Below are 18,944 nucleotides of genomic sequence, written 5' to 3' on the forward strand. Positions count from 1 at the left end.
TGCTCTACAGTCCCGCGGCACTGCACGCGGCCGCGAACTGGCCGGTGCAGACGTCTTCCTTGGTTTGGCCCCCGTCGTTGAAGACCACGTCGACGGTGTCCTTGGTGATCGACTTCGGCGTCAACAGCACCGACGGCACATCGCGGTTGCCCTTGTCGTCACGAGATGTGCTGTTGGTCTTGGGCTGTTCCCCCTTGGACAGGGCGATGGCCGCGGCGGCCAGTGCGGCCGCTTCCTCCTTGGCCGACTTGTAGACGGTCATGCACTGGTTGCCTGCGAGGATGTTCTGCAGTCCCTCGACCGTGGCGTCCTGACCGGTGACGGGCACCTGTCCGGCCCGCCCGTTCTTCTGCAGGATCGAGATCACCGATCCGGCCAGCCCGTCGTTGGCGGCATAGACGCCGTCCACCTTGCCGTCCGCGGCGGTGTACATCTGCTCGAAGATCGTGACCGCCTTGTCGTTGTCCCAGTCGGGCACCGCCTGCTCGCCCACGATCCGCACGGTCGGCACCTTGTCGATGACGCTGTGCGCACCGCCGGTGAACAGGGTGGCGTTGTTGTCGGTGGGAGAGCCGTTGAGGAACACCACATTTGACTGTTTGCCCGCGAGGCAGTCGACCAGTCCCTGGCCCTGCAGTTCACCGACCTTGGTGTTGTCGAAGGAGACGTACGCATCGGCTGATCCACCCAGCGTCAGCCGGTCGTAGTCGATGGTCTTGACGCCTTGGCTGGCCGCCTTCTGCTGAATGGATGCCCCGCTGTCGGAGTCGAGATTGACGATCGCCAGCACCGTCACGCCGTCGGCGATCATGCCGTCGGCGATGGTCGCCATGTTGTCGGCGGAACCCTCGGCGTTCTGGATGGTGTAGGCCACGCCTGCCTTCTTGAACGCGGCCTCGAGTTCGGGGCGGTCCTTGGACTCCCAGCGGACGGAGGACTTGGTGTCGGGCAGGATCACGCCGATCTTCTGCGCCTTGGCACCGCCGCCGGCACCGCCACCGCCGCCGTTGTCGCCGCACGCGGTGAGCATCAGGCCCGCTCCGACGACGACGGCGAGCATCAGGCCGCTGACTCGTTTCATGGAACCGCCTTCCATCCATCCACCATTGTTTGTTGTTTCGGACAACTTATCGGGTGACGTGCGTCACGTCCATATCGTTGCGCTATCACGATCAGCGCGCGCCCATCAGGTGCTCGACGGCCAGTTGGTGCAGCTGGACGAAGCCGAAACCCTTGGCGCCGAAGTAGGACTCGGCGTCGAACTGTTCGTAGGCCGACCTGTCGGCGAGCAGTTCGCGATACGTTTCGCCCGCGGCCAGTGTCGGAGTGCGCAATTCATCGACACGGGCCGCCCGGAGTGCCTCGCCGACCTCCGGGTCGGCACGGAACGCAGCGGCCCGCTGCTTGAGCAACAGATACATCCGCATGTTCGCGGCGGCCGAATCCCACACCCCGGTGACGTCTTCGGTGCGGCTGGGCTTGTAGTCGAAATGCCTCGGGCCGGTGTAGCTCGGCCCGCCGTCGACACCGCCGTTCTCCAACAGGTCGACGAGCGAGAAAGCGTTGACCAGATCGCCGTGACCGAACACCAGATCCTGGTCGAACTTGATTCCGCGCTGGCCATTGAGGTCGATGTGGAACAGCTTGCCGCAGTACAGCGCCTGGCTGATGCCGTGCATGAAGTTGAGTCCGGACATCTGCTCGTGTCCGGTCTCGGGGTTGACGCCAACCATCTCGGGGTGGGCGAGCGTGTCGATGAAGGCCAGCGCGTGCCCGGCGGTGGGCAGCAGGATGTCGCCACGGGGTTCGTTGGGTTTCGGCTCGATCGCGAACCGCAGCGGGTACTTCTGGTCGAGCACGTACTCGCACAACAGGTTCAGCGCTTCGGAGTAGCGTTCCAGGGCCGCCCGGACGTCCTTGGCGCTGTCGTACTCGCTGCCCTCGCGACCACCCCACATGACGAAGGTTTCCGCGCCGAGTTCAGCGGCTAGGTCGATGTTGCGCAGCGTCTTGCGCAACGCGAACCGGCGAACGCCTCGGTCATTGCTTGTGAAGGCGCCGTCCTTGAACACCGGATGGGTGAACAGATTGGTGGTCACCATGGGTACGGCCAACCCGTTGGCGCGCAGGGCCGACGTCAACCGGTCGATGGCGCGGCGGCGTTCTCCGTCGCTGCTGCCGAACGGGAACAGATCGTCGTCATGGAAGGTCAGCCCGTACGCGCCGAGTTGGGCGAGTCGCTCCACCGCCTCGACGGGATCCAGGGCGGGCCGGGTGGCCACCCCGAACGGGTCGTTGGCGGTCCAGCCGATGGTCCACAGGCCGAACGAGAACTTGTCGGACGGCTTCGGGGCGAGGTCCCCGCTGGCAGCGACGGTCGAGTCAAGGACGGACATGGCGCTCTCCTGGCACTGGATTTGTTCTGGGTCCGAACATAAGATGTGCGCTGGGTCACTGTCAAGGGAGGTTCGGCGATGATCGGCACCAATACCGATGACGTCCGGCGCCGCAACCTGTCTGCCGTGCTGACCCTGGTCCATCGCAGCCGCGCGCTGACGCGGTCAGAGCTGACGCGCAGGACAGGGTTGGCCCGTTCGACAGTGAAGGACCTGGTGGAGGAACTGGTCGCAGGCGGCCTTGTCGAGGAGACTCAGGCCGCTCCTGCCAGCCAAGTCGGCAGACCCAGCCCGATCGTGCGACCGCAGACCGACACGCTGGCAATCGCGGTCAACCCCGAATCCGACGCTGTGACAATAGGTTTGGTTGCGTTGGGCGGCACTGTGCTCAGCGTCGACAGGTATCCGACCGACGGTATCCCCAGCGCCCGCGATACCGTGGCCATCACGGCGAAAGCCGTCGACCGGATCCGACGCAAGCTGGACGAGAAGCGACGTGTGACGGCGGTCGGGGTTGCCGTCCCCGGCCTCGTCCACGCCCCCGACTCCGTGGTGAGGCTGGCGCCGAACCTCGACTGGCACGACGTCGCGTTGGGCCAAATGCTTTGCGCAGCAGTGGAACTGCCGGTGTTCGCGGCCAACGACGCCAACCTCGGGGCCATCGCCGAACACATCTTCGGTGGACACCCCGACGCGCATCACATGATCTACGTCAACGGGGGCGCCAGCGGAATCGGCGCCGGGTTCGTGGTGGCCGGTGAACTTCTGGAGGGCGCTGCGGGGTATGCAGGCGAACTCGGCCACACCTACGTCGGCGGCGCGGCACCGTGTCATTGCGGACGCATCGGCTGCCTCGAAACCGAGGTGAGCCAGACAACCGCGAAAACCGTTGCCCACCAAGCGCAGTACCTCGGCATCGCGCTCGGTAACGCCATCAACCTGCTCAACCCGAATCTCGTCGTCCTCGGCGGGTTCCTTCGGGTGTTCCCGGAACAGGCCGCCGCGGCACTCGACACCGCGGTATCCCGCCACTCGATGCGGGTGCCGCACGAGCAGGTGCGCATCGTGGCCGCCAGCCTGGGCACGCAGACCCTGATGATCGGTGCCGCCGAGGCGGCGTTCGCGCCACTGCTGGCCGACCCCGCCGCGCACTACCATCAGTAGCGCTGCGCCCTACCCTGCGCGAGCAGACGCAAAATGTCACGACACGCCGGTGTTTTAGGACAGTTTGCGTCTGCTCGCCGGAGTTTGGTCACCTAGCGCCGCTTGGCGAAGTACTTTTTGTACGCCTCGGCCGAGGCGCGCAGTTGCGGGTCTTCCTCGAACTTCTGCTCGAACTTCGCCCACGCCGCTTCACGTTTGGCGGGAATGTACTCCGACGGCCAGTACGGATGCACCTGCGGTTGGTATTCCCGCAACACCCGACGCGCGACGGTGGCCTTGTGCACCTCGTCGGCGCCGTCGGCCAGACCCATCGTCGGCGCGCTGGCGTACATGGCCTGCAGCGGGGTGAGGTCGGTGGTGCCAAGCGAACCGAGGATGTGCAGCGCGTTGAACGACACGTCCCGCAACACCTTGGCCATCGTGAACTTGACGGTCGCGATGTCGGTGCGGGCATCCTTCGTACTGGAATTGTCGATCTTCCAAGCAGTTTCGAGCACCAGCAGGCGCAGCATCCGGATCGCGGCGTAGGAGTCGGCGATCTTCTCCTGCACCATCTGATGCTCGCCGATGATCTTGCCGTGCGATTCGCGGGACAGCGCCCGTTCGCACATCATGTCGAACGCCAGCTTGCACTGCGCGATGGTGCGCATCGCGTGATGGATGCGGCCGCCACCGAGTCGGCGCTGCGCCAACGTCTTCGCACCGTCCTCCGGACCGAGGAGGTGATCGAGCGGCACCCTGACATCGCGGTAGATGATGTGATTGTGGTTGCGGGGCTCCGGCTGGATCTCCACCCCAGGGGTCTGGCGCGGCACCACGAACATGCCGTTGGTGCACATCACGAACAGGATATCGGCGACCCGACCCGCTGAGGTGAACCACTTCTCGCCGTTGATCACCCACTCGTCGCCGTCGCGTACGGCGTGGGTCTTGAACAGGTTGGGGTCGGACCCGCCCTGCGGTTCGGTCATCGAGTACGCCGAGAAGATGTCCTGATTGAGCAGCGGCTCCAGCCAGCGCTTCTTCTGCTCGTCGGTGCCGAACGCGGCCAACATCTCCATGTTGCCGGTGTCGGGGGCGGCCGCGCCGAACATCTGCGGCGCGCCAGGGTAGCGCCCGATCACCTCGTTCAACAGCGCCAGTTTGAGCTGCCCGAAGCCGGGCCCGCCCAGGTCCTTGTCGAGGAACAACGCCCACAGCCCCTGGTCCTTGATCTGCTGTTGCAGGCCGCGGACATAGGCCTTGACGTGGGGATCCGGCGAGCGGACGGCGTACGGGAACACGTACTCGAGCGGCTCGACCTCTTCTGAGCAGAACTCCTCGACCCAGTCGAGCTTCTTCTGAAATTCCGGTTCGGTCGAGAAATCCCACGCCATCTCTAGGATTCTGCCCGACGGATCTGGACCAGGGCATCGACTGCGACAACACCGTGTTCAGAGGCGATCACCGGGTTGGCCTCCACGGCGTCCACGACCTCGCCGCACTCGACGGCCATCTGCGAGAACCCCACGATCACCTCGGCCAGCGAAGCTACGTCGACGGCCGGGGCGCCGCGCCAGCCGGCGAGCAGCGGCCGGATGCGCAGCCGGCCCAGCAACGCCAGTGCGCCCGCGTGCGACACCGGCGGCAGCGCCACCACCCGGTCGGCGAGCAATTCGACCAGCGTGCCTCCCGCCGCCACCACGAGCAGCGGGCCGAACGCGTCGTCGCGCACGAAGCCCACCGACACCTCGACGCCGTCGGCGACCATGGGCTGTACCGTCACGACGGGTCCGAGGGATCGCGTCATCGCCGCGTAGGCAGCGGCCAGTTGCTCAGTATCGGTCAGGTCGAGAGCCACGCCGCCGACGTCGCTCTTGTGCTGCGCCCCAGCGGTTTTCAACACCACCGGATAGCCGATGGCCTCGGCCGCCGCCGTCACCGTCTCGATCGAGTTGGCGGTGCGCGTCTCGACCACCGGCACCCCGAACGCCGCGAGCAATTCGAACGGGTCGTCGGGCAGGGGCCGCGGCCGCGGCTCGTGGTCCGCAGGCTGGTCGAGCCACCGCGGCCAGCGCACCAGATGTCCGAGCCCCGACAGGCCGCTGCGGAAACCTTCCAACACCGGAATACCGTTGTCGCGCAACAATTGTGCGGTCGGTGCGTCGATGGCCGACGACACCGACGCCAGCACCGCCAGTGGCTCATCGGTGGCCTTCGCGACGTCGAGCACCGCGTCGGCGTAGGACGTGTCGCCGTCATATTCGGTGACGAGGTCGACGGCCAGCGCGGTGGCGCCGACACCCGGATCAGCGGCCATCGCGCGCAGACACGAGCCGAACAGGTTGCGGGTGTCCGCGCCGGTACCCCAGACGTCGAGCGGATTGGTCGCGGCGAGGCCGTCGTCGAGCATCGCACCGAGTGTCGCCACAGTGTCGTCGGCCAGATCCGCGAACGGCACCCCCAGCTCGTCGGCCAGGTCGGCCACCAGCGCCCGTTCGGCCCCGGAGTCGTGCACGGTCGCGATCCCGCCGCCGTGCGCCCGCCGTCCCGCCGAGAACAGTTCCAAGGTGTCGGTGAACTCCGCCATATCACCGACGTGCACCGCGCCGGTGGCCGCGCAGAACGCTTGCCACGCCGCGTGTTCGCCCGCCAGCGCACCCGAATGCGCGGCCACCATCGCCCGGCCCCGCGGTGATCCGCCCACAGTGAGCATCACCACCGGCACCTCTTGTTCCGCGGCGCGCAGCAAGGCCCGCCGCAGCCGCGCCACAGATCGCGGTGTCTCCATCAGCAGCGCAACAAGTTTCGTCTCCGGATCGTCGAGCGCATAGTCGACGTAGTCGGCGGTGTCGGTCACGAGTTCCTGCCCGGACGACACCGCGAGCCGGAAGCCGAACCCGCGCCGCGTCCGCAGCAGCGTCGAGAACGCCGACCCCGAGTGGGTCACCATCGCGATTCCGCCGGCGGGCGGCGGATCTGGCTCGAGATACCCCAGGGCCCGTACTCCGTTGGCGTTGTTGACGAATCCCATGCAGCCAGCGCCGCACAGCGCCATGCCCGCAGCGGAGGCGATCGCCGCGACCTTCTCGCGCAACCCGTGCGCGGACCCGAACAGCACCGCCGACCGCGCGCCGGTGGCCGCGGCGATCTCCAACTGCTCCACCAGCGCCGAGTCGGGCACCCCCAACAGCACGACATCGACCGGTTCGTCGAGCTCGGCCAGCGAAGCGACGCAGGGTAGCTCACCGATGGCGTCGTAGCGCGGATTCACCAAATGCACCCGCGCTGAACCGCGTTGGGCTTCTGCCACCATCCGCGCGCCGAAGCTGCCCTGGCGCGCGCTCGCGCCCACCACCGCAATGGACCGCGCGCCGAGCATCGCAGCGACTGCCGCCCGGCGCTGTCCGGTCATCGGCGCCAGCGCCGCTTCTTGTCGGCCAGCGCCGCACGCGCCGCCTGCCAGCCCGGGATGCCACACACCCCGCCACCGGCATGCGTACCCGAACTTCCGTTGTACAGACCGGCAATCGGTGTCCGGTAGTCGGCGTAACCGGGGGCGGGCCGCATGTGGAACAGCTGCTCCAGCGACAACTCGCCGTGGAAGATGTTGCCGCCGATCAGCCCGTACTCCTGTTCCATCTCGTACGGTCCCACGATGTCGCGGTGCGTGATGGACGACTTGAAGCCCGGTGCGACCTGGTCGTAGAGATCGATGAGCCGGTCGGCGTAGGCGTCCAACTCCTCGGTGTGCGGCGCCTGGCTCCACTCGGCGGGCACCCACTGGGTGAACAGCGACATGATGTGTGTGCCATCGGGATTCAGCGTCTTGTCCAGCGTGGTCGGGATGACGCCGTCGCTGAACGGCATCAGCGCCGGTCTGCCGGCGCGCGCGTCCTGGAACGCCGCCTCGATGAACTCCATCGTCGGCGCCATCTCCACCGACCCGGTGTGGTGCTCGGCCAGCCCGTCGCTGGGGTCGGCGGTGAAGTTCGGCAACTCAGCGAGCGCCAGGTTGATCTTCACGACGCCACTGCGTGTCTTCCAGTGCTCGATGTCGGCGACGAAGTCCTCGGGCAGCTCGGAGCGCGGAATATGGTCCAGGAAAGCAGTTTTCGGGTGCAGCGTGGTGACCACCAGCGGCGCGTGGAACTCGTCACCGTTGTCGAGTACCGCACCGTGCACCCGGCCGTCGCGGACCAGAAGCCGCGCGACGCGTGCGTCGGTGCGGATCTCGGCGCCGAACCCGCGGGCAGCCTTGGCGATCGCCGCGGCGACCGCACCCATGCCGCCTTCCGGGTAGCCCCAGCTGCCGAGTTGGCCGTCGCCGACGTCACCGATCGAGTGGTGCGCCATCACATAAGCGGTGCCCGGCTCATAGGGCCCCGCCCAGGTTCCGATCACACCGTTGACGGCAAGTGCGCCCTTGATCTGAGGCGACGTGAACCAGTCGTCGAGCAGGTCGGCGATGCTCATGGTGAGCAGTCGGGTGACGTCGGCGGTGGTGCGCACGGTGATGCCGCGCTGGCTCCAGGCCAGCTTGGCCAGGTCGAGCAGATCCCCGGGGCGGTGTGAGCCGATGTTGGGCGGCACCTGGGTCAGCAGGGGCCCCATCACGTCGGCGATGCCCTCGAGCCAGGCGTTCCACTTCGGCCACGCCTCGGCGTCCTTCTTCGACCACCTGGCCAGTTGCTCGTAAGTGCGCGAGGGGTCGTCCTCGTAGATCGTCAGCGAACCCCCCTCGGGGAACGCCTGGTAGTAGGGACCCATCGGGTGCACCTTGTAGCCGTGCCGGGGCAGGTCGAGATCGCGCACGATGGTCGGCGGCATCAGGCTCATCACGTAGGACAGCCGCGTCACCCGCAGGTGCGGCGCGTCCTCCCATGGGGATTCCGTGGTGGCGGCCCCGCCCAGCGTGCTGCGTCCCTCGAGCACCAATGTCCTCGCGCCCGAACGGGCGAGGTACGCCGCAGACACCAAACCGTTGTGGCCGCCGCCGATGACGAGGGCGTCGTAGTTGTTCGACATGAGAGCCCCGCTTCCGTCCTGACTGACTGTTCAATCTAACGAAGTGTTACGCTACAGACAAGACCAGCGCTGTACAGGAGGGAACCGACGACGCCATGGCCGATCCAGCTCCTGCCACCGAGCAGAACGAGGCTCGCCGCATCGAAATGCTCCGTGCCGCAGCAGAGCTGATCTGTGAGCGTGGTTTCGGAGACACCCGCATCGCCGACGTCGCCAAGCGTGCAGGCGTTAGCTCGGCACTTGTCATCTACTACTTCGGCACTCGCGACCGTCTGCTCGTCGACGCGCTGCGGTATTCGGAGGAATCGTTTTACGAGGCGGCCGAGCAGATGCTGGCCGAGGTTCCGTCGCTGCGGGAGCGACTCTCGCTGCTGATCCAGTGGACCTGTGTGCCGGAAGGCTCCGGCGAGATCCCCGGCGCGTGGGGGTTGTGGTTCGACCTGTGGGCGCAGGCGTTTCGGCACGACGAGATCAAGGCGGGCCGGGCGGAACTCGACGCCCGCTGGCGCACGATGATCGTCGACGCGCTCGACTCCTCGGGTCTGAGCGCCAAGGACAAGCGGATGTTCGCGCTGGAATTCTCGGCGCTGCTCGACGGGCTGTCCATCCAGGTGGCTCTGGAGGACCCGGAGGTCGACTCCGACCTGGCCTACGACATCGCGATGCGGTTCGCCGAACGGGAACTGAACTTGGCGCCGGCCAAGAAGCGGGTGAACGGTAAGGCGAAAGCCGTCAAGAGGGGCTGAGCGCGTCGACCTGGTCGGCAACCGGATCGGGCACCGGGACCGCGGTACTGCGGTGCAGTATCCGCACCGCGTCGTGCGTGCACACACAGTTGACGCTGGCGCCGAGTTCGTGTGTCACCGAGGTGGGACCCGCGTGGTTGGCCACCTCGACCATCAGCGGAGCGGGCCCTGAAACGTCGACGTGCACCTGCGTGCAGTTGCCCTGATAAACGACTTCGGCCACGACACCGCCAATTACGTTGCGCCCCGGGCCGATTGGCTCACCGGGGTGCTGCAACGCGATGCGTTCCGGCCGGATGACGATCGCGGCCGCGCCCAGTGCGGTCGACGTGTCGGCGGCCGCTGCCAGTCGGGTGTTCAGCGCTGCGCACACCGCGGTGCCGTCGCCGGTTTCCAGCACCTCGGCGTCGAATATGTTTGCCGCACCCATGAATCCAGCGACGAACGTGGTGGCCGGAGCGGAGTAGATGACCTGCGGAGGACCGACCTGTTCGACGCGGCCCTCGGCGAGCACGGCGATCTGGTCACTCATCGTCATCGCTTCTTCCTGGTCGTGGGTCACGTAGACGAACGTGATCCCGACCTCGCGCTGCACGGCCCGCAATTCCAGCTGAAGTTGCTTGCGTAGCTTCGCATCCAGCGCGCCGAGCGGCTCGTCGAGCAGCAGCACCTTGGGCCGCAGCACCAGTGCGCGGGCCAGCGCGACGCGCTGCTGCTGGCCGCCGGACAGTTGTGCGGGACGGCGTTTGGCGAAGTCGGCCATCCGGACCAGGTCCAGCGCCTCACCGACGCGGCGCTTGGTCTCGTCGCGCGACGCCTTCTGATATTTCAGCCCGAACGCGACGTTGTCCCACACCGTCATGAACGGGAACAGCGCGTAGGTCTGGAAGACCGTGTTGACAGGACGCTTGTGCGGCGGATCGTTCGCGACGTCGCGGCCGTCGAGTTCGATGCGGCCGGAGTCCGGTTTCTCGAAGCCCGCGATCATCCGCAGCGTCGTGGTCTTGCCGCACCCGGACGGCCCGAGCAGCGAGTAGAACTGTCCGCCTGGGATATCGAGGTCGATGCCGGTCACGGCGGGGACCCCGTCGAACGACTTGGCCAGCTGCTGCAGCCGGATCGCGCCGCCCGATCTATTCCCCGGGTCGCTTCGCTCTCCCCCAACCCTGCGGGTGGGAGGTGCCCCCAGCCCGCCGGTCACCGGCGCATCGTCCTGTTCAGTTCGCCACCGCCTGCCCGAACCGGTCGAAGTTCGCGGCGAATCTGTCGACGTCGTCCGCGTCGTGCTGAACCGACAACAGCCATTGCTCCACCTTCCCCCACGGCGGGAGAAACACACCGCCATTGTGCTGCATCAGCCAGTGCAAGTGGCCGAGTCGGGCGTCGATCTCGAGGAAGTCGCGAAATTCCCGCACCCGTTCGCGGCGGAACGTCACGCAGCCCTTGGCGCCGACGGTCACCACATGCCAGTCGAAGCCGTGCTGTGCGATCACCGATTCCAGGGACACCCGCAGCCGGTCGGCGAGGCGGTCCAGGTGTGCGTATGCGTCGGGGGTGAGCACGTCGGTGAGGGTGGCGCGGGTGGCCGCCATCGCCAGCGGGTTGCCGTTGAATGTGCCGACCTGTTCGTAGCGGCCGTCGGCGATCGCCGACATCACGGCGGTGGTGCCGCCGATCGCCGCCACCGCGATGCCGCCACCCAGCGCCGTGGCCAGGCAGACCATGTCGGGCACGACGCCGGACAGCCCGGTGACGCCGCCGGGGCCGGTGGTGAACCCGGTCTTCACCTCGTCGAAGATCAGCAGCGCACCGTCGGCATGCACGAGGTCGCGGATGGCCGCGAGATACCCGTCGTCGGGCGGGATGATGCCCGCGTTCATCATCACCGGTTCGAGGATCATGGCGGCCACCCGGCCGCGGCGCTCGGCGAGTGCTCTGGCCACGGCCTCGGCGTCGTTGAACGGCACCACGATCACCAAATCGCGTATGGCGGAGGCGATTCCGGAGTTGCCCGGCACGCCGATCGGATGGTCGCGGGGGCCTATCTCGTCGGCCTCGGGTAGCACGGACACCTGCACCGAGTCGTGATGGCCGTGATAGCAGCCCTCGACCTTTATGATCAGATCGCGCCCAGTCAGCGCGCGGGCGAGATGGACTGCGTCCATGGTGGCTTCGGTGCCCGAGTTGGCGAACCGCCACAGCGGAAGACCGAACCGGCGGGCCAGTTCGCTCGCGTTCCAGATCGCGTCCTCGGTCGGCTGGGCGAAATGCGTGCCGCGACGAACCCGGTCGCTGACCGCGTCGACGATGGCCGGATGGGCATGCCCGGCAATGGAAGCGCCGTAGCCGCCGTGCATGTCGACATACTCGGTGCCGTCCACGTCGTAGACCTTGGAGCCTGCGCCGTGGCTCATCCACACGGCCTGCGGTTCGGCGATCTGCCAGTTGGACGTCGCGCCGCCCGCCAGATGTTCGCGGGCTTGCGCGATGAGCGCGGTGCTGCGTGGCTGTCGGCGCAGAAACACCTGTTCCTCGGCGGCGATCAGCTGGTTGATGATGTCGGTTTCCTGGCCTTGAACCACCGACGAAGACACGGTCAAACCTCGATTCGGGAGCGGTTGACTGAGCATTCAGTCTATGCTTGAGTCCTACCAGCGACAAGGCGTGAAAGCAACGGGGAGGCCGCAATGCCCGAGCCCACCAGCCGACGACAATTCCTGGCCCGCGCCGCAATTCTCGCCGCGAGCGCACCCACTCTGGCCGCGTTCCTGCAAGCCTGCTCCAAGAACGCGCCGTCCTCCTCGCCGCCCTCCATGACGCTGGCGGCCCCCGACAAACCGGTCACGTGGCCCATCCCCGACGACAACAAGCCGATCGCCGACGGCCTCGCTCCCGAGAAGGGCGCGACGCTGAAGATCTACAACTATGCGGACTACCTCAGCCCGCAGGCGATCAAGGCGTTCGAGGACCAGTACCAGACCAAAATCGAGGTCTCCACCTTCAACGACGGCGACGAAGCGATCACCAAACTCCGCAGCGGCGTCGACTTCGACATCTACAACGCGAACTACACCGAGATCAGCCGACTGGTCAACGGCGGGCTCTTGCGCCCGCTCAACCACTCCTACATCCCCAACATCAAGAACGTGTGGCCCAGCTTCACCAACCCGTGGTATGACCAGGAGTGGCGCTACACGGTGCCCTACACCATCTACACCACGGGCATCGGCTGGCGCACCGATCAGGTGCCCGCCGATATCGGCGCACTGAAGAATCCCTACGACGCGTTCTGGGATCCGCAGTACAAGGGCAAGACGGCGGTGCTCGACGACTGGCACACCACCATGGCGATGGTGCTTCTGCGCCAAGGGATCACGGATATCAACACGTCGTCGGAGGCCGACCTCAAGATGGTCGGCGAGCAGCTCCAGGCGCTAGCGAAGGCGACCTCGCCAAAGGTGACCATCACCGCGTACAGCGAGCTGCCCGCCGGGCAGTTGGGACTCGCGCAGATGTGGTCCGGCGACATCATCAACGCGCAGTCGTATCTGCCCGAGGGTACCGGCCCGGAGATCCTCCGGTACTGGTTCCCCGCGGACGGCAAGGGCATGGTCGACAACGACATGCTCGTCACGCTCAAGGGCGGCAAGAATCCGGTGCTCGCGCACCTGTTCATCAATCACATGCTCGAACCCGAGGTGGCCAAGGAGAACTTCTCCGCGATCGGTTACCAGCCGCCGCAGAATTCGCTGACTCCGGATTCCCTTGTGCACGAGGAGTTCATCCCGGAGAACCTGCGCAGCGCGATCGTCAAGCCGGAGTACTTCGACACCGGATACCGGCTGCTGGAACTCGACCCGGCCAACGATGCCGCGTGGCACAACGTCTGGCAGACCTTCAAGGCCGGCGGGTCATAGCGGTCCGGCGGGCAGGAGCGAAGCGACCGGGGGTTGAACACAGTGGGCGTTCCGGTAATCGCGGCGCCACCGCAGCCGGCCACGCCGCGCCGCGAACGCGTCAGGGGGCTGTGGCCGGTGCTGGCCGCGCCCGGAATCATCTGGCTGCTGCTGTGTTTCGTCTTCCCGCTGTACGTGGTGCTGTGCATCGTGTTCGGTCAGGTCGACCCGCTGTTCCGCACACCCGTCCCGGTGTGGAATCCGTTGCAGTGGAACCCGACGCAGTTCACGTTTGTGCTGACCCACATCGCCGGCGCCGACGGCATCTTCGGCGCCGCGCTGTTGCGCACCGCGGTGTTCGTGGTGACCGCCAGCTGCCTGTGTCTGCTGATCGCGTTCCCGGTCGCCTATTACGTGGCCCGGTTGTCTGGCAGGCGCAAGGGTCTGCTGCTGGCGCTGCTGATCGCACCGTTCTGGATCAGCTACATGATGCGAATGTTCGCGTGGGTCAACCTTCTTCAGAACGACGGCATCGTGAACAAGGTGCTGTCCTTCGGTGGACTGTTCGACGTCGGCGTGATCTGGCTGACCGGCCAGCCGGTGGTGGTGATACTCGGCCTGGTGTACGGATACGTGCCGTACATGATCCTTCCGCTCTACGCCGGGCTCGATCGGCTGCCTCAGCCGGTGCTCGAAGCGTCGCGTGACCTTGGCGCAGACCGGTTTTCGTCGTTCTGGCGCGTAACGCTGCCGTTGTGCAGGCCGACGATCCTGGCCGCGGTGCTGTTGACCTGCCTGCCGATGCTCGGCGACTACTTCACCAGCGACATGCTGTCGGCCTCACCCAAGACGGCGATGGTCGGCAATCTGATCAACGACAGTGTGCAAGCGCCCGGGCGGACCGGCCAGGCGGGTGCCTTTGTGATGCTCGTGTTCCTGGTGGCGCTGCTGCCGATGCTCTACTACCTCCGGGTGACGTCGCGCCGTGACGAGGTGGCAGTCTGATGGCCCGAGCGAAATCACCTGTCGCGTGGTGGAACGATCCGTGGCGGCCGCCGCGTTTTCTGGTCGGCATCACCGTCGGTTACCTGGTGTGGTCGCTGCTGCCGGTGGCCATCGCGGTGCTGTATTCGTTCAACAACGGCCGGTCCCGCACGACGTGGCAGGGCTTTTCGTTGCGGTGGTATTGGGGCGACAAAACACTGTCCGTCTGGCACAACGACGCGTTGCACACCGCGCTGCTGCAGACGCTCAAACTGGGTGTGGTCACCACGCTGATCACTGTCCCGCTGGGGGTGCTGTTCGCGATCGGCATCGACCGCTGGCGGGGCAGGCTGCCCGCCGGGGCGAACTTCCTGATGCTGATCTCGTTCGTGTTGCCTGAGGTGCTGCTGGCCGTCGCGCTGCTGTTCGTGGTCACCACGATCGCGTTGCCCGTCGAGTTGGGCACCACCGCGCAGGTGATCGGGCTGGTCACCTTCCAGGTGTCCTACCCCGCGGTGCTGGTGCGGGCACGGTTGGCGACCATCGGCCCGCAATACGAGGAAGCGGCAATGGATCTCGGAGCTTCGGCCATCGGTGCGCTGCGACGGATCATCCTGCCGATGCTGATGCCCGCGATCTTCGCCAGCACCGTGCTGGTGTTCGCCGACGTCATCGACGACTTCGTGCTGGTGCGGTACCTGTCCGGCGACGCGGCCACCGAGCCGGTGTCGGTGAAGATCTACAACACCGCGCGCGGCGCGCCGACGCCTGCACTCAACGCGCTGGCGTCCCTGCTGCTGCTGGCCGCGTTGACGGCGGTGGTGATCGGGTTCCTGGTGTACCGGTACCTGACCCGTGGCGACACCACCGAGGACCGCGGGATCGGAGCGTTCGCGGGCGAAGCCTGAGACCAGCGCACATATGTGTTTGGTATGCGTTTTGGCTGATTCACAGCATGCCTGCATAGCGTTGGACGACGTGGTTGAACTCAACCGGAGAACGTTTGTCGGAGCATCGATAGCGGTCGGCGGCGTGGTGGCGACGGCCCCGTTGCTGGCAGGTTGTGGTGAAGACGAACAGGCAAACACCGCCACGACGACGAAGGTGCGGTTACGCATCAACGGGGAAGACCGCGAGATCGAGGTGGACAACCGTTCGTCGCTGCTCGACACGTTGCGGGAGCGCGCGAACCTGCCCGGCACCAAGAAGGGCTGCGATCAGGGCGCCTGCGGCGCATGCACGATTCACGTCAACGGGCAGCGCGTCGTGTCCTGTCTGACACTCGCGGTGATGCACGACGGTGCGGAGATCACCACCATCGAGGGCCTGGAACGCAACGGCAGGCTGCATGCCCTCCAGCAGGCGTTCATCGACGAGGACGCGTTCCAGTGCGGCTACTGCACGTCCGGGCAGATCATGTCCGGGATCGGCTGTATCAAGGAGGGCCACACCGGATCCCCCGCCGAGATCCGCGAATGGATGAGCGGCAACATCTGCCGGTGCGGCGCCTACACCAACATCGTCACCGCGGTCGCGAACGCGGCCCGCGACGCGTAGGCCGCCGTGTTCCCGTTCAGCTTCACCAAGGCCTCCGACGAGTCGGCCGCGTTGGCGGCGGCCGGGCGCGGCGCCCGCTACATCGCGGGCGGCACCACACTGATCGACTTGATGCGCGAGACCGTCGAGCGTCCAGACGCCGTCGTCGACATCAACGCGCTGCCCTACCGCGACATCGACTTGCAGCCCGCCACGTTGCGCGTCGGCTCGCTGGTCCGGATGTCGGAGTTGGCCGCCCATCCCGGTGTGCGCCAGCAGTTCCCGGTCATCGTGCAGGCGCTGGAGTTGTCTGCATCCGCGCAGATCCGCAATATGGCGTCGATCGGCGGCAACCTGATGCAGCGTCCGCGGTGCCTGTACTTCCGCGACGTCACGGCCGCGTGTAACCGGCGAACGCCGGGAGCTGGCTGTGCGGCGATCGACGGCCGCAACCGCACCCACGCCATCCTCGGCACCAGCGACGCATGCGTCGCCACCCATCCGTCTGATCTCGCGGTCGCGCTGACCGCGCTCGACGCCGCGGTGATCACCCGGGACAACAACGGGGAGAAGCGAATTCCCGTCGCCGAGTTCTTCCGGATGCCAGGTCGCACACCGGATCAGGAACACAACATGGGCGCGGGTGCGCTGATCACCGGCGTCGAGGTGCCCGTGGTTCCCGAGGCCAAGCGGTCGGGCTATCTGAAGGTGCGCGACCGCGAGTCGTTCGAATTCGCGCTGGCGTCGGCGGCGGTCGGCCTCGACATCGGCTCCGGCAGGGTCCGCGCGGCGCGCGTCGCGGTCGGAGGCGTCGGGACGGTGCCGTGGCGGTTGCCTGCGGTCGAGCGGGCACTGGTCGGGCGTGCGCCGAGTCCCGACCTGTGGCGCGACGCGGCTTCGCATGCCGCCGATGGCGCTAAACCCTTGTCGGAGAATGGGTTCAAGGTGGAATTGGTGAAACGGACGGTCGCGCGTCAGTTGGCGACAGTGGCGGCGCTGCCGTGACGCGGCCACTGCCCGCCGCCCTGGTCTCGGGGCAACCGGTGACCCGGGTGGACGGCAGGCTCAAGGTCACCGGCAAGGCGTCCTACGCCGCCGACCACCCGGCGCCGAACCTGGTATACGCGGCGCTGGTGTGCAGCACCGTCGCACGCGGCAGTGTGGACCGCATCGACCCCGCCGCCGCGGTGCGCGACACCGATGTGCTGCGCGTGCTCACCGATTTCGGCGGGGTCAAGCTGCCCTACGACATCCGTCAGGTGTCCTGCTTCGGCCAGCCTGTCGCGATCGTGGTGGCAAAGACGCTCGAGGCGGCCATGCACGGCGCGTCGCTGGTCGACGTGAAGTACCGGCCAGGCCCGCAGCTGACGAACATCGATGCGCCGCAGGCAGAACAGAAGCCGGGCACCAGGACACGCGACTATGCGCGCGGCGACGCCGACAATGTGCTGCGCGGCGCGGCGGTGGTCAGCGATCTGCGTTATTCGATCATGCGCAACAACCACAATCCGATGGAGATCCCGGCGACCGTGGCCAGTTGGGACGGTGATCGACTCACGGTGTGGGACAAGGTGCAGAGCATCAGCGGGGCGCAGAGCACCTACGCGGACGCGTTCGGTGTGCCGACCGATCATGTGCGGGTGATCTCCCCGTTCGTCGGCGGTGCCTTCGGCAGTGCGGGCACCACCTGGCCGCATCAACTGCTGGCGGCGTTCGCGGCCAGGCAGATGCGGCGGCCGGTGAAGTTGATGCTGACCCGCAAGCAGTACTACAGCGGCATCGGCTATCGGCCGACCAGCCGTCAGCGGATGGCCATCGGCGCCGACAGGACCGGCCGGATCACCGCCATCGTGCACGAGGCGCACACCGAGACGTCGCGGTACAACGCGTACGAGGACAACGCGATGACGGGCGCCAGGTTCATGTACGGCTCACCCAATATGCGCTCGACGTATCGGGTGGTGCCGTTGGACATCAATCCGGGGACGTTCATGCGCGGCCCCGGCGCCACCACCGGCGCCTTCGCGCTGGAGTCGGCGATGGACGACCTGGCCCACCGGTTGAGGATGGACCCGATCGAGTTGCGGCTGCGCAACGAGCCCGACCGGGATCTTTCGGAGAACCTGCCGTTCTCCACTCGACGGGTCACCGACTGTCTGCGACGCAGCGCGGACACGTTCGGCTGGTCGCGCCGCAACCCCACGCCGCGATCGGTGCGCGACGGCAGCCAGTTGATCGGCATCGGAGTGGCCGCGGCGGTGTACCACACCGCGCGCAGCGAATGTGCGGCCGTGGCCAGGATCAACGCCGACGGCGGAGCAGAAATCGAATGCGGCACAAGCGATATGGGCCCCGGCACCTATACGTCGATGACGCAGGTGGCCGCGGACGCGCTCGGGTTGCCGCTGAGCCGGGTGCGATTCGCGCTCGGCGACAGCAATTTTCCGCCAGCGCCGTCGCATTCGGGTTCGCGCACCATGGCGAGCGTCGGGTCGGCGGTGTTCACGGTTGCCAACATGCTGCGCGACCGGTTCGTGCGCACCGCGGTCGTCGACCCCGGCTCGCCGCTGAACGGCCTGCGGCCCGCGGATGTCTCGGTCGCCGACGGACGGATGTTCCACGCCGGCGAGCAGACCCGCGGCGAGAGCTACCAGGACCTGCTACGGCGACGCGGCTGGAAAACCCTTGACACACAGCAGACCTGGTCGCCGGACGATGCGGATTCCCGCTACTCGATGTCGGCATACGGCGCGGTGTTCGCCGAGGTCGCCGTCGACGAGGCGCTGGGCACGGTGCGGATACGGCGCATCTACGCGTGTTACGACGCGGGCCGGATCATCAACCCGAAGCTGGCGCACAGCCAGGCAATCGGCGGGATGGTCGGCGGCATCGGGATGGCGCTGCTGGAGGGTACGCAGCTGGACTACCGCGACGGGCGCATCGTCAACGCGAACATGTCGGACTATCTGGTTCCGGTCAACGCCGACGTGCCAATGCTGGACGCCGACTACCTGCCCGCCGAGGACATGCTCGCCGACCCGCTCGGGGTCAAGGGCCTCGGCGAGCTCGTCATCGTCGGGGTGCCTGCCGCGATCGCCAACGCGGTGTTCAACGCGACGGGCAGGCGTGTCACTGACCTGCCGATCACCCTGGACAAGCTGCTCTAGTCTCCCCGCGAGCTTTCCCGCGAGGCTGGACGATGCCCGCCTTTCCCA

15 protein-coding genes are annotated in these 18,944 nt (G+C 66.9%); 8 read left to right on the forward strand and 7 right to left on the reverse strand.

What is annotated here, in order from left to right; translation table 11 throughout:
• Positions 1–4: 4 nt before the first annotated feature.
• Both C1A30_RS22005 and xylA read right to left on the reverse strand, forming a co-directional pair.
• The gene (locus tag C1A30_RS22005) at positions 5–1,081 is read right to left on the reverse strand and encodes a sugar ABC transporter substrate-binding protein (protein WP_101952792.1); all 1,077 of its coding nucleotides are present in this window, start codon (positions 1,079–1,081) and stop codon (positions 5–7) included.
• A 91-nt stretch (positions 1,082–1,172) separates the two neighbouring features.
• Positions 1,173–2,396: a xylose isomerase gene (xylA, locus tag C1A30_RS22010; RefSeq protein WP_101950524.1), complete on the reverse strand. Its 1,224-nt coding sequence runs from the start codon at positions 2,394–2,396 to the stop codon at positions 1,173–1,175.
• A gap of 78 nt (positions 2,397–2,474) precedes the next feature.
• On the opposite strand from xylA, the gene C1A30_RS22015 reads away from it, so the two are divergent.
• On the forward strand, positions 2,475–3,560 hold the full coding sequence (locus C1A30_RS22015; protein ID WP_101952793.1) for an ROK family transcriptional regulator: 1,086 nt from the start codon (positions 2,475–2,477) through the stop codon (positions 3,558–3,560).
• A gap of 92 nt (positions 3,561–3,652) precedes the next feature.
• On the opposite strand, the gene C1A30_RS22020 is transcribed toward C1A30_RS22015, so the two are convergent.
• From C1A30_RS22020 to C1A30_RS22030, 3 genes are read right to left on the reverse strand one after another with little or no spacing between them, the layout of a single operon-like run.
• Complete coding sequence (locus tag C1A30_RS22020; RefSeq protein ID WP_101950525.1) at positions 3,653–4,936, reverse strand: acyl-CoA dehydrogenase family protein; 1,284 nt, start codon at positions 4,934–4,936, stop codon at positions 3,653–3,655.
• A 2-nt stretch (positions 4,937–4,938) separates the two neighbouring features.
• The gene (locus C1A30_RS22025) at positions 4,939–6,954 is read right to left on the reverse strand and encodes an acetate--CoA ligase family protein (protein ID WP_101952794.1); all 2,016 of its coding nucleotides are present in this window, start codon (positions 6,952–6,954) and stop codon (positions 4,939–4,941) included.
• The gene (locus C1A30_RS22030; RefSeq protein WP_101950526.1) at positions 6,951–8,567 is read right to left on the reverse strand and encodes an NAD(P)/FAD-dependent oxidoreductase; all 1,617 of its coding nucleotides are present in this window, start codon (positions 8,565–8,567) and stop codon (positions 6,951–6,953) included. Before C1A30_RS22030 ends, C1A30_RS22025 begins: the two co-directional genes overlap by 4 nt.
• A 95-nt stretch (positions 8,568–8,662) precedes the next feature.
• Between C1A30_RS22030 and C1A30_RS22035 the strand changes: the two genes are divergently transcribed.
• Positions 8,663–9,313 carry a TetR/AcrR family transcriptional regulator gene (locus tag C1A30_RS22035; protein ID WP_101950527.1) on the forward strand — a complete coding sequence of 217 codons (651 nt, stop codon included), beginning with the start codon at positions 8,663–8,665 and terminating at the stop codon, positions 9,311–9,313.
• Here C1A30_RS22035 and C1A30_RS22040 read toward each other — a convergent pair.
• Together C1A30_RS22040 and C1A30_RS22045 are read right to left on the reverse strand one after the other, a co-directional pair.
• The gene (locus tag C1A30_RS22040) at positions 9,300–10,514 is read right to left on the reverse strand and encodes an ABC transporter ATP-binding protein (RefSeq protein WP_369974170.1); all 1,215 of its coding nucleotides are present in this window, start codon (positions 10,512–10,514) and stop codon (positions 9,300–9,302) included. The genes C1A30_RS22035 and C1A30_RS22040 overlap by 14 nt on opposite strands.
• A 16-nt stretch (positions 10,515–10,530) precedes the next feature.
• Positions 10,531–11,907, reverse strand: a complete 1,377-nt coding sequence (locus C1A30_RS22045; RefSeq protein WP_101950528.1) for an aspartate aminotransferase family protein — start codon at positions 11,905–11,907, stop codon at positions 10,531–10,533.
• Positions 11,908–12,000: 93 nt separating this feature from the next.
• Between C1A30_RS22045 and C1A30_RS22050 the strand changes: the two genes are divergently transcribed.
• From C1A30_RS22050 to C1A30_RS22075, 6 genes are all read left to right on the forward strand, one after another.
• On the forward strand, positions 12,001–13,230 hold the full coding sequence (locus tag C1A30_RS22050; protein ID WP_101950529.1) for a spermidine/putrescine ABC transporter substrate-binding protein: 1,230 nt from the start codon (positions 12,001–12,003) through the stop codon (positions 13,228–13,230).
• A 42-nt stretch (positions 13,231–13,272) separates the two neighbouring features.
• Complete coding sequence (locus tag C1A30_RS22055; RefSeq protein WP_200828397.1) at positions 13,273–14,214, forward strand: ABC transporter permease; 942 nt, start codon at positions 13,273–13,275, stop codon at positions 14,212–14,214.
• Positions 14,214–15,101: an ABC transporter permease gene (locus tag C1A30_RS22060; protein ID WP_101950530.1), complete on the forward strand. Its 888-nt coding sequence runs from the start codon at positions 14,214–14,216 to the stop codon at positions 15,099–15,101. Before C1A30_RS22055 ends, C1A30_RS22060 begins: the two co-directional genes overlap by 1 nt.
• Positions 15,102–15,162: 61 nt before the next feature.
• On the forward strand, positions 15,163–15,750 hold the full coding sequence (locus C1A30_RS22065; protein WP_101950531.1) for a (2Fe-2S)-binding protein: 588 nt from the start codon (positions 15,163–15,165) through the stop codon (positions 15,748–15,750).
• Positions 15,751–15,756: 6 nt separating this feature from the next.
• Complete coding sequence (locus C1A30_RS22070) at positions 15,757–16,734, forward strand: xanthine dehydrogenase family protein subunit M (RefSeq protein ID WP_101950532.1); 978 nt, start codon at positions 15,757–15,759, stop codon at positions 16,732–16,734.
• On the forward strand, positions 16,731–18,896 hold the full coding sequence (locus C1A30_RS22075; protein ID WP_101950533.1) for a xanthine dehydrogenase family protein molybdopterin-binding subunit: 2,166 nt from the start codon (positions 16,731–16,733) through the stop codon (positions 18,894–18,896). The genes C1A30_RS22070 and C1A30_RS22075 overlap by 4 nt, the downstream gene beginning before the upstream one ends.
• Positions 18,897–18,944: the final 48 nt, after the last annotated feature.

The organism is Mycobacterium sp. 3519A (genome assembly GCF_900240945.1).
Lineage (GTDB): Bacteria > Actinomycetota > Actinomycetes > Mycobacteriales > Mycobacteriaceae > Mycobacterium.

What these genes read in the sequence shown, in the direction of transcription:
- C1A30_RS22005 (WP_101952792.1), bottom strand. Translation starts at nt 1,081, where the DNA reads ATGAAACGAGTCAGCGGCCTGATGCTCGCCGTCGTCGTCGGAGCGGGC.
- xylA (WP_101950524.1), bottom strand. Translation starts at nt 2,396, where the DNA reads ATGTCCGTCCTTGACTCGACCGTCGCTGCCAGCGGGGACCTCGCCCCG.
- C1A30_RS22015 (WP_101952793.1), top strand. Translation starts at nt 2,475, where the DNA reads ATGATCGGCACCAATACCGATGACGTCCGGCGCCGCAACCTGTCTGCC.
- C1A30_RS22020 (WP_101950525.1), bottom strand. Translation starts at nt 4,936, where the DNA reads ATGGCGTGGGATTTCTCGACCGAACCGGAATTTCAGAAGAAGCTCGAC.
- C1A30_RS22025 (WP_101952794.1), bottom strand. Translation starts at nt 6,954, where the DNA reads ATGACCGGACAGCGCCGGGCGGCAGTCGCTGCGATGCTCGGCGCGCGG.
- C1A30_RS22030 (WP_101950526.1), bottom strand. Translation starts at nt 8,567, where the DNA reads ATGTCGAACAACTACGACGCCCTCGTCATCGGCGGCGGCCACAACGGT.
- C1A30_RS22035 (WP_101950527.1), top strand. Translation starts at nt 8,663, where the DNA reads ATGGCCGATCCAGCTCCTGCCACCGAGCAGAACGAGGCTCGCCGCATC.
- C1A30_RS22050 (WP_101950529.1), top strand. Translation starts at nt 12,001, where the DNA reads ATGCCCGAGCCCACCAGCCGACGACAATTCCTGGCCCGCGCCGCAATT.
- C1A30_RS22060 (WP_101950530.1), top strand. Translation starts at nt 14,214, where the DNA reads ATGGCCCGAGCGAAATCACCTGTCGCGTGGTGGAACGATCCGTGGCGG.